This is a genomic window from uncultured Chryseobacterium sp., from assembly GCF_913776365.1.
Lineage (GTDB): Bacteria > Bacteroidota > Bacteroidia > Flavobacteriales > Weeksellaceae > Chryseobacterium.
Genome location: NZ_CAJYMO010000252.1, coordinates 1 through 10,635, shown reverse-complemented (window position 1 = coordinate 10,635; position 10,635 = coordinate 1). Strand labels below are relative to the sequence as shown.

General features: G+C 41.7%; 10 protein-coding genes. 8 read left to right on the top strand and 2 right to left on the bottom strand.

The window, feature by feature from the left end; genetic code table 11:
* From QZ735_RS13005 to QZ735_RS12975, 7 genes are all read left to right on the top strand, one after another.
* Positions 1-339, top strand: a 339-nt coding sequence (locus QZ735_RS13005) for an alpha/beta hydrolase (protein WP_367117853.1), incomplete at its 5' end; no start/stop codon positions are given.
* A gap of 79 nt (positions 340-418) precedes the next feature.
* The gene (paaZ, locus tag QZ735_RS13000; RefSeq protein WP_294249171.1) at positions 419-2,914 is read left to right on the top strand and encodes a phenylacetic acid degradation bifunctional protein PaaZ; all 2,496 of its coding nucleotides are present in this window, start codon (positions 419-421) and stop codon (positions 2,912-2,914) included.
* 252 nt (positions 2,915-3,166) lie between these two features.
* Complete coding sequence (locus tag QZ735_RS12995; protein ID WP_294249169.1) at positions 3,167-3,796, top strand: hypothetical protein; 630 nt, start codon at positions 3,167-3,169, stop codon at positions 3,794-3,796.
* Positions 3,797-3,801: 5 nt separating this feature from the next.
* On the top strand, positions 3,802-4,218 hold the full coding sequence (locus QZ735_RS12990) for a hypothetical protein (RefSeq protein ID WP_294249167.1): 417 nt from the start codon (positions 3,802-3,804) through the stop codon (positions 4,216-4,218).
* Positions 4,219-4,480: 262 nt separating this feature from the next.
* Entirely contained in the window at positions 4,481-4,576 is a 96-nt protein-coding gene (locus tag QZ735_RS12985) for a DUF1569 domain-containing protein (RefSeq protein ID WP_294249165.1), read from the top strand.
* A gap of 66 nt (positions 4,577-4,642) precedes the next feature.
* Positions 4,643-5,188 (top strand): SMI1/KNR4 family protein, encoded by a 546-nt coding sequence (locus QZ735_RS12980; RefSeq protein ID WP_294249163.1) that lies wholly within the window; start codon positions 4,643-4,645, stop codon positions 5,186-5,188.
* Between the two features lie 56 nt (positions 5,189-5,244).
* Complete coding sequence (locus tag QZ735_RS12975) at positions 5,245-5,931, top strand: SMUG2 DNA glycosylase family protein (protein ID WP_294249161.1); 687 nt, start codon at positions 5,245-5,247, stop codon at positions 5,929-5,931.
* 117 nt (positions 5,932-6,048) lie between these two features.
* On the opposite strand, the gene QZ735_RS12970 is transcribed toward QZ735_RS12975, so the two are convergent.
* Positions 6,049-6,876 (bottom strand): T9SS type A sorting domain-containing protein, encoded by an 828-nt coding sequence (locus QZ735_RS12970; RefSeq protein WP_294249148.1) that lies wholly within the window; start codon positions 6,874-6,876, stop codon positions 6,049-6,051.
* 1,352 nt (positions 6,877-8,228) lie between these two features.
* On the opposite strand from QZ735_RS12970, the gene QZ735_RS12965 reads away from it, so the two are divergent.
* The gene (locus QZ735_RS12965; RefSeq protein ID WP_294249146.1) at positions 8,229-8,993 is read left to right on the top strand and encodes an enoyl-CoA hydratase/isomerase family protein; all 765 of its coding nucleotides are present in this window, start codon (positions 8,229-8,231) and stop codon (positions 8,991-8,993) included.
* A gap of 73 nt (positions 8,994-9,066) precedes the next feature.
* Here QZ735_RS12965 and QZ735_RS12960 read toward each other — a convergent pair whose 3' ends face one another.
* Entirely contained in the window at positions 9,067-10,575 is a 1,509-nt protein-coding gene (locus QZ735_RS12960; RefSeq protein ID WP_294249144.1) for a T9SS type A sorting domain-containing protein, read from the bottom strand.
* Positions 10,576-10,635: the final 60 nt, after the last annotated feature.

Below are 10,635 nucleotides of genomic sequence, written 5' to 3'. Positions count from 1 at the left end.
ACAGAAATTTTACTGAAAAAACCGGAGCTGTTCAATAATTATTTTATCATCAGCCCGAGTTTATGGTGGGATGATGAAAGCCTTTTGAAGGGGGCAACCCAACAGCTGGCTAAAATTCCGGATACGAAGAAATTTATTTATATTTCCGTCGGAAAAGGAGAACATCCCGTGATGGTAAAAGATGCTGAAGACCTGTATGATGTGTTGAAAAAAACGGGAAAGAAAAACTGGACAATAGAATATAAGATGATGGAAACGGATAACCACGCCACCATTCTGCACAGAAGTTTGTACGAAGGGCTGGTGAAACTATTTCCCTATCAGGAACCGAAAAAGTAAAAATGAAACAATCTATAAATGTATCAGTGTAACAATTATTGGTAAACTGTTAAATTGATACATTGTTAAATTAAATGGTATGCAAAAACTAAAGAACTATATCCACGGCGAATGGATCGACGGAACCGGAACCGGAATTCCTTTATTTAATGCCGTGACAGGAGAGCAGGTAGCCGTTTCGGATACAGAAGGGCTTAATTTTGAACAGGCACTGGATTACGGAAGAACCGTTGGATACAAAAACCTTTCGTCCATGACGTTCTACGACCGTGGGGAAATGCTGAAAAAAGTAGCGCTCTATCTTCTTGAAAGAAAGAAAAAATATTACGAATTATCCTACAAAACGGGCGCTACCCATGTGGATTCGTGGGTAGATATCGAAGGCGGTTTCGGTACTTTCTTTACCTATTCCGGGCTGGCCAAGAGAATGCTTCCGAACACCCCGTTCTGGGTAGATGGGGAAACACAGAAGATTTCAGCCAACGGAACTTTCCTGGGAACCCATATCTTAACGCCGAGCGAAGGGGTTTCCGTGCAGATCAATGCCTATAACTTCCCGGTTTGGGGGATGCTGGAAAAACTGTCGACTTCATTATTGGCCGGTGTTCCTTCTATCGTGAAACCTTCACCTTTCGGGTCTTATCTTACCAATGCGGTGTTTCAGGATATGATCGAGAGCGGTTTGTTGCCTGAAGGAGCGGTGCAGCTGGTCTGCGGAGAACCGGGAAATATCCTGGATTATGTTCAGGACGGGGATTCCGTACTGTTTACCGGTTCGGCAACCACGGGAAGAAAATTAAAATCGTTACCGTCGGTGGCGGGCAATGCTGTTCGTTTCAATATGGAGGCGGATTCATTGAACTGTTCGATCTTAGGGTTGGAAGCGAAGCCGGGCACTCCGGAATTCGATTTGTTCATCAAGGAAGTCCGAAACGAAATGACCACCAAAGCCGGGCAGAAATGTACGGCCATCAGAAGGATTATTGTTCCTGAGAACCTGGTGGGCGATGTGCAGCAGGCTTTATCAAAAGCTTTGGACCAGACCAAAATCGGAAACCCGTTGAGCCGGGAAACGAAGATGGGATCCCTGGTTGGCAGACAGCAGTACGATGAAGTTTTAAGAAAAGTCAATTTACTGAAAGCGGAAACGGAACTGATTTACGACGGACAGCACGAACTGGTGGATGCCGATTACGAAAATGGTGCATTCATGAGTCCTAAACTGTTCTTTAACGATAAGCCTTTTGAAAAGAATATCTCTCATGACGTTGAAGCTTTCGGACCGGTTTCTACTTTGATGCCGTACAAAGATGCGGAAGAAGCGGCAGCTTTGGCAAAAAGGGGAAAAGGAAGTCTGGTTGGATCGATTATTTCGTATGATGATCAGTTTGTGGCCGAAACGTCATGGAAAATGGCGTCCCAGCACGGAAGGATCTTTGTTTTGAACCGGGATAATGCCAAGGAAAGCACCGGTCACGGTTCACCGCTTCCGACATTGATGCACGGCGGTCCCGGAAGAGCCGGAGGAGGCGAGGAGATGGGCGGACTGAACGGTCTTCATTTCTTCCTTCAGAAAACCGCGATTCAGGGATCCCCGGATATCCTGACCGCGATTACCAAAGTGTACCAGCAGGGTGCCGAAAAGAAATATTCCGACAAGCATCCGTTCCGGAAGTATTTTGAAGAAGTGGAAATCGGGGATTCCCTGGAAACCGCGGGACGAACGGTAACCGATGCCGATATCGTGAATTTCTCCAACGTTTCATGGGATCATTTCTATGCGCACACTGATGCAACAAGTTTAACGGGAACTATTTTCGACAAGACAGTTGCCCATGGGTATTTCATTCTTTCCGCAGCGGCGGGGTTGTTCGTTTCCGGAAAAAAAGGGCCGGTGATTGCTAACTACGGGCTGGAAAACTGTTCGTTCTTCAAACCGGTATATGCCGGAGATACGATTACCGTTTATTTAACGGCCAAAGAAAAAATTAACCGTGGCGTAAAAGGAAGAAATATTCCTTCCGGCGTGGTGAAATGGCTTGTGGAAGTCGTAAACCAGAGAGAAGAAGTGGTTTGTGTAGCAACGATTCTTACTTTGGTAGCCAAACAATCACCGTTCATCGACCTGAATGTAAAAAATGTTCAGAAAATCCTGAATGGCTTAACGGAGAAAACGCCTTCACAATGGGGGAAAATGTCTCCTCAGCAGATGATCGAGCACTTGGAGTTTGGATTGTTGGTAAGTTTAGGCGAACCGGAAGCCGATCGGTGCTTCACTCCTGAAGAACAGCTGGAAAAATGGCAGGATTCTCTGTACAATCACCGGAAGATGCCAAAAGATTTCCAGGCCCCATTCCTGGATGCCGATGGATCATTGCCGGAACCGAAGCACAAAAACCTGGATGCCGCTAAACAGTCGTTCCTGGATAACCTGAAAAGATTTTCCATCTATTATAAAGAAAATCCGCAGGCCGAACACATGAACTTCGTATTCGGAAAACTGAACAAGGAAATGTGGGAACTGATGCACAAGAAACATTTTACCCATCACTTCGAGCAGTTCGGATTGATTTAAATAAAAAATGAGAATCCCTTTCGACTTTTGTTGTAAGGGATTTTTTCATTCCATTAATATATCATAGATTTGAAAAATATGAAAAGTTTATTCACTGGTTTATTCATACCCGCCGTCTTATTATTTTCATGTAATGCAAAACAAAGTCCCGTAAGTTCAGAATATGAGCCTCTCGCCGGTATCTCTGTACCAATGGATGATGTTGAAAAAAAATATTGGGACTCACTTTGTGATGCTGAGAGTAAAAATGCTTTGAAAGACATTAAAAACAATCAGCTTTCATATACCCATATTTTTGGAATGGTGGAAATGTACAGAAGCGATGCCGAAATGGATTCTTTACTGAGCAGATATGCCATCAAAACCAAAAAATCTGGATATTATTGTATGGTTCCTTCTTCAAAGCAGAATTGCTATGCCCGTGAAATGAATAAGGAAATCGCTAAAAGATATGGAGCTGTATTTATTGATTCCCTGCGGAAAAAGGCTGAAATTATCTATGTGAATAAAAACAAAAACAGAATTTTTCCCTTTGAGGAATGCGATATGAATTCCAGATACCTGAAGTCGAATGATTACAACGAAGCCTTAAAACTGGTAGCAGAAGATTTCTGGCAGGAGACCGAATATCCCGAAGATTTTGTTTACCGGAAAGAAAAAGATTACTACTCGCACATGGAAGCCGGTTTTATTCTCTACAGGGACGGAAGTATTTCTGAGCCTGAAGTTGAAATTACTTTTCAGGATGACCGGAATTATCAGTTTTCAGGATACTTTATGGAAAAGCTTAAAAAATTCGTGAAAAAATCGAAATGGAAAACGGCAACCTCTGTCGGAATTCCGGTAAATAGTGAAATGAACGTATTAATATTTTTTAAATAAACAAAATGAAAAAAATTCTAGGAATTACTTTATTGATTTTCTCAGCATTGTGCTTCGGGCAGAAGTCTGATGCCAAGAAAAACCGGATAGATCCGAAATTGGTCGGAAGCTGGAGTGGAGAAGAAGATGATCAACAGATAGCAGGAATGCACAAAAGCTGGATCATGCACCGCTTCGATGATGGTAAATTTTTGCTGCTGTTTGTTGCTGTAGAAAATGGAGAAGCAACAACATATACGGAGAAAGGTCAATGGTGGGTAGAAAATGGTAAATTTTATGAACTGCACAAAGTAGATGGAAAAACGGATGTTTACACCTACGAAGTTCTGGATAATACACATATAAAATTTAAAGAAGATCATATGTCCATAAAGCAGGTTTCTGGAAATTATGAGTTCATCGATACAAAGATGGAGGACTGATTCTGTAAATAGGATTCAGGAATAAATTACTTTTAAAATGATTACTATGCATGATGTTATGCTTAAACTCAAGTATTTTTATTATCTCGTTGTATAAAAAGTTTGGAGAGCAGGTGATCGCATTCAATAAAAATTTTTCACTACAGCAGAAAGCTTCCAGATAATTCATGGTGATAAATCAGTATCTGGATAATACGCAAACACTGGAGACCGCAAAACCATCTTTACCGTCTGTTACAAAGAAAATCCGCAGGCCGAACATATGAATTTCGTATTCAGAAAACTGAACAAGGAAATGTGGGAACTGATGCACAAGAAACATTTTGCCCACCACTTCGGGCAGTTCGGACTGGTGTAATGCAAAATAAAATTCATAAATTTATAAGGAGTCTTTTTAGAAAGGCTCCTTTTTTAATGCTAATTTATGGAACAACAATTTTTCAAAGACTTTGATTTTACCGGTTTCTGGAATGAAAGCAGTTATTCGGAAAGGGATTATATTGAACCTTTCCCGGATGATGAAACCATTCTTTCGGTAGAGCAGGAACTGGGATATAAGCTGCCGGCTTCCTATATTGAGCTGATGCGTATCCGAAATGGCGGATTGGTAGAAAGGAGTTGCTTTTCTACGGCTGAAAGCACTTCATGGGCAGACGATCATATTGCCATTACCGGGATCATGGGAATCGGAAGGGAAAAAACGTATGCACTTTGCGGAGAGCTTGGCAGCCGTTTCATGATTGAAGAATGGGGCTATCCGGATGATGGAATTTATGTCTGTGACTGTCCTTCTGCAGGACACGACATGATCCTGCTGGATTATTCCAGGTGCGGAAAAAGTGGCGAGCCGGAAGTCGTGCATGTGGATCAGGAAGCGGACTATAGAAAGACATTCCTGGCAAAAGACTTTAAAACTTTTATCGAAGGATTAAAAGAAGAAGCATATTTTGATCAAGATACAGACATTTGAGAACTGAATAGAAACAATAAAAGAAAACATCGATCTTTTAAATGTTAAACTCGGATATGAAAGGAACTTTTGCAGAGCAGGTTATCGAATTCAATAAAAATCTCCACTACAGCGGAAAACTTCCCGATGATTTCATGGTGTTGAATCCATATCTGGATAATCCGGAAACACTGGATGTCATGCAACAGTTTTACCGCAAATATTACAACAATTCCATACGGCGTAAGTTTCTTTTGGGCATCAATCCCAGCCGCCACGGCTCAGGGGTTACCGGAGTTCCTTTTACCGATACCAAAAGGCTGGAAAGCATTTGCGGAATTAAGATGACTTCAGCATATACCCACGAAGTTTCGTCCGTTTTCGTGTATGATATGATTGCGGAATATGGCGGAGCCGAAGCATTTTACAGTGATGTTTATATCAATTCCCCTTTTCCGCTGGCCATCGTCCGGAAATCAAAAAGCGGTTGGGTGAATGCCAACTATTACGATGATAAAGCCCTTTTCAATGATGTCAAGGATTTTATGATCGAGTCCTTAAAAAAGCATCTCAGCCTGAATCTGGAGACTTCCGAAATTTTCATCATGGGTAAAAAGAATGCCGATTTCCTGGCAAAAATCAACAGCGAGGCTCATCTGTTCGGGCAAATGACGGTACTGGAACATCCGAGATACATCCAGCAGTACAAATCAAAAGAAAAGCAGCTGTATATCGATAAATACATTCTGGCCCTGAAAAAATAAATCCCCTGAGTGTTTTCAGGGGATTGACATCACATTTATGCAATCAGAATCTTATGATTCACCGGCAATCTCAGTACGGGTATTTGTCTGAGAATTTTTTAACGCTGCCGGGACCTTTTACTTTTTAATAATTTTATGAACTTCTGAAGCTGATTTTACAGTATACACGCCTTTGGGAAGTTCCGAAAGATCTGCTTCGGTAATGCCCTTCTGTGCTTCAATGGTTTTCACCAGCTGTCCCGCCGGACTGTACACCTCATACTTACCGCTATGGGCAGCTTTAATGCTGATCGGTCCGCTGGTTGGATTCGGGTAGATGCCGTTCTCTTTCTTTGAAACTTTTACATCACTTGAAGAAAGAACGATTCCGCTGTCTTTCACCCAGGTAAAGGCATCAAAAGACATATATCGGAAATCTCCTCCCAAGGTGATCGTAAGTTGATCAATAACGATGTTAGAATAGTTCTGACCATTAAGATTCGTCATATCAACCAGGGTGAACCCGTTTGTTGTTCCCAGTGAAGTAGCAAAGCCTGTCGTTTTAGTCTGGGTAAACTTTGTCACTCCGGAAAGCCTTCCCGTAATGGTAATGGTCCCTGTATTTACCAGGGCACCGAACGCATTAGTCAGATATACCCAGAACCTGTTGGTTTTAAACAGGTTTGAAGTAGTCTTTATAGACATGGATGAATTTGCATACTGAGAGGTTGCTGTTCCGGTATTGTCTATAAAACGGTTATCTACTGCTGTTCCATTCCATCCGCCTCCGGGCAAAACGTAAATATCATAATTTGCCACAGTAGATAGGATGTTAAAAATAACACCGTTATCCGTAAAACTGGTACTGCCTACAGATTCGGTTTCAAACTGTTCGGTGCTTGTTTGTGCAGATGCGAAACCTGAAATGAGCAGGCTCCAGATAAAAAATAGAGTTGTTTTTCTCATAATGTTAAAATATTTAGGTTAAATTATTTCGAGCGGGTAAGGGATATATTATGGTGTACGATGCTTTTCCGGATGCCTGGGCAGTATTATTTTTACTCCTTGCAGGACCCGTCGTTCCGGGAAGCCTTTTTTTATCGGATATCAGTGGCTGTCATAACCTACAACAGGAATCATTAATGAATCCGTATGGCCAGACATCATCAGGGCCTTCGTAACAAACCTAGAGAAAGATAAATTCTATATTTTTGATATCTCATATATAGATTGGTCATTTATTAATACGGATAAAATCCAAATTTACTCACTGCTTCTTATGGCCTTTCACCTATCAAAATAAATCACACATTAGTGTTTTTTTGACACTTCAAAGTAACGGCAAATATTTATAATCCGCAAGGGCTGACTTCAAAAAATATAAAATTAAGTATTTCTACTGTATGTGATTAAAAATTCAAATAAAGGTGCTGTATAGGTTGATTTTAATTTTAAATAATTGATTGTTAGTTGATTATTTATTCAAGTATTTATGGAGGTCAGATTGAATAAAATTTAATTAACATATTATTAATATTTTAATTCACTTTACATGGCATAGAATGAAGATCTTATATTGCAGCTATCGTTAAAGAACATAAGGTATACAGGAAATCATTTTATTCTTCTGCTAACGGAAATGATGCTGCTGGCAACCGGCAGCAAAAGCGGTGGCCAATTGATAAAATGATCATGCAAGGATAGCTTTATGGTATAAAAATAAATCCCCTGAGCTTTTCCAGGGGATTTCATCATACTTATGTTATTAGAATCTTGCGATGCATCTGCAGTACCAATGTTTACCGGTTATTAGTAAAGAGGTGATTTATTGATACGCACGATTTTCTTTGTGGCCTGCAGACCGTAGTCCGGAGCATGGCACCGGTACAGTATTTCGTATCAGTTGCTTTTCCGGTTTCAGCAGTTCAGGGAATTGAAGGGGGACCGTCTGCCGGAAATTTCAACTGTTTTCCGGAATTTCATGTACCGCCTGATCCGGTTCAGCGTTTTTAACCTTCCGGCAGATGAATTTGATTTGTGATTGCCTGATGCCTCTGATCATAAATCTGATATACAATGTTCTTTCCTACTCTGAAGGCTTTTCGGATACCGCCGTTCTGTTAAAAAAATAAATCTGTTGATCATTCAAAGTAAGGGAAATGCGAAATGCTGCGGTAGCGTAGAATATACCAAATACCGGATTGCGTATTTTTACGGGTCTATGGCCTGCACATGCGGCTTTTCATCAGAACCTGCACATTTATTTTCAGGGAACGCCCTCTATTTAGTACTTTTGTGTAATCCAATTAAATTAAAAAATGAACGAATTCGTAGTATCAGAACTGAAGAACAATATCGCCGAAATCACTTTCGGAACTCCGAAGAGCAACTCCCTTCCCGGAGCCATTCTGGAGAAACTGGCAGCCGCCATCCTGGAAGAAGGTGCAAAACCTGAAGTGAAAGCAATCCTGCTGAAAAGCGAAGGCGAAAAAGCTTTCTGTGCCGGAGCCAGCTTCGATGAGCTGCTGGAAATTGAAGAATTGGAAAAATCCAAACACTTCTTCGGCGGTTTTGCCAAAGTTCTGAATGCCATGAGAAACTGCGGTAAAATCGTTGTGGTGAGGGTGCAGGGAAAAACAACCGGCGGCGGGGTAGGCATTGCCTGCGGAGCCGACTACTGTTTCGCAACAAAGGATGCAGCCCTGGCACTTACTGAAATCAATCTGGGAATCGGGCCTTTTGTGATCGGGCCCTATGTGGAAAGGAAAATCGGGAAGTCCCAATTCTCAGCCATGGCCATTGATGCTGATTTCAGGTCGGCAGAATGGGCGGAGCAGCACAACATCTACCATTCCGTCTCCGGAACCATTGCCGAAATGGATATGCGCCTGGAAAAGTTCCTGGCCACACTTGCCTCCCGCAGCGAAGATGCATTGTCACTGATCAAGAAAGTTTCCTGGGAAGGGACCGATCACTTCAATGAACTGATGCCTGCCAGAATCCATATGAGCGCCAGCCTGATTCTTGAAGATTCTGCAAAAAAGAATATTGAAGCCATTAAAGAAAAACTGAGAGCAAAGTAAAACGCTCTTTATTATAATTGCCGAAGCCGCTGATTCAGCGGCTTCGTTTATTAAAGAAAAGGTCAGAACAGTTTTATTTTTTAATAATCTTAAATGTCTCTTCTTTTTTTGCCGTCTTTACTTTCAGCATATAAGTTCCCGCAGAAATCGAAACGAGATCCATCTTTGTTGCATGGATGCTTTTTGAAACGATACGTCCGGAAAAGTCTGTCAGTTCCAGGGATAAAATGTTGTCTCTGGATTGAACATGGATTGCATCTTTCACCGGATTCGGATAAACTGAAATAGCCTGGGAATTTGCAAAGGTTTCAGAAGCTGATAAACTGTTTGATAAAACATTAAGACGCATAATGGTGATTAAAAATCCGGGTGCATTTACATAGCTTCCTATAACCAGCTTTCCATCCGGTGTAAAATTCATGTTATTGGTGCCGTAAGCATATTCTGATGAATACACCCGGGTGTTGGAAACATAAACCCCATTGCTGCCAAACGTTGAATCTCTGCTTCCGTCAGCATTCAGCCGGATGATCTGTTTGAAATCATAGTATGACGTGGAATTAAAACTTGAGGACCCGATATAAATCTTATTTTGCGGATCAACTTTTAATGAGGAACAGTAAGTCGGGCCGAACCCTACATATCCCAGATTATTGAAAGTTGTATCCGGAGTCCCGTCAGTATTAAACTGAAGCAGGAAGAAGTGTGAAGTTGTCCCGATATTGGTAACGGCAGCATTAGGCTTTTCAGCAAGAACCAGTATTTTGCCATTTGCTGTCTGGGCAATATCCCGGCCTACGTTTGCATTAGTATTGTATAGTATGAGTCCGTTTGTACCGAATGCAGGATCAGGAATTCCGGCAGCCGTATACCGGGCGATGAATGCCTGATTGTTCTGAGGATAGCTTGAATTGGGAACAACTGCTCCGGTAATGACCAATTTTCCGTCCGTCTGGCGGATCATTGCATTATTAACGGTTGAGGGATAGCCAAAAGTTGTGGATACCATACCACTGTTTCCGAAAGAAGAATCGGCCTGTCCGTCTGCGCTTACTTTCACGAGAATTGATGCGGTATTTTTCTGTCCGTAACCTACAATACTTCCATCCGGCAATACTTCAATGTCTCTGATATGACCTCCGGAAAATACCTTTATGCCATTGTTCCCGAAACCTGAGTCAAATGATCCGTCCGTCAAAAGTTGCCCTATGAATGCATTGCCATCCCAGCTGCCGGCCATCAGTATCTTGCCGTCAGACAGGATTTTGATGTCATAAATGGTACTATAATTACCGGTGTTGCTATAAAGGAGGCCATTGATGCCGAATGTACTATCCAACGTCCCGTTTTCATTGTATCTTGCGATCACATAAGACTGGTTCGTTGTCGGTGTGTTCTGTTGTATAGAACCGCCGACAAGGATTTTTTTATCAGGTTGTACTGCTGTGCAGTAAGCAAAATTATTATTCCATACGGAAAGGGTAACCCTGCCGAAACCCGCAAATGAAGTATCCATGTTCGGAATGCTCTGCGCGGGGATTAAGAAAGGCAAAATAAGCAACAGGAGTAAAATTTTTCTCATGATTAATATATTCAGGTTAAAGATAAATCCGCTGCAAAACTATGAAAAACAGATGATATA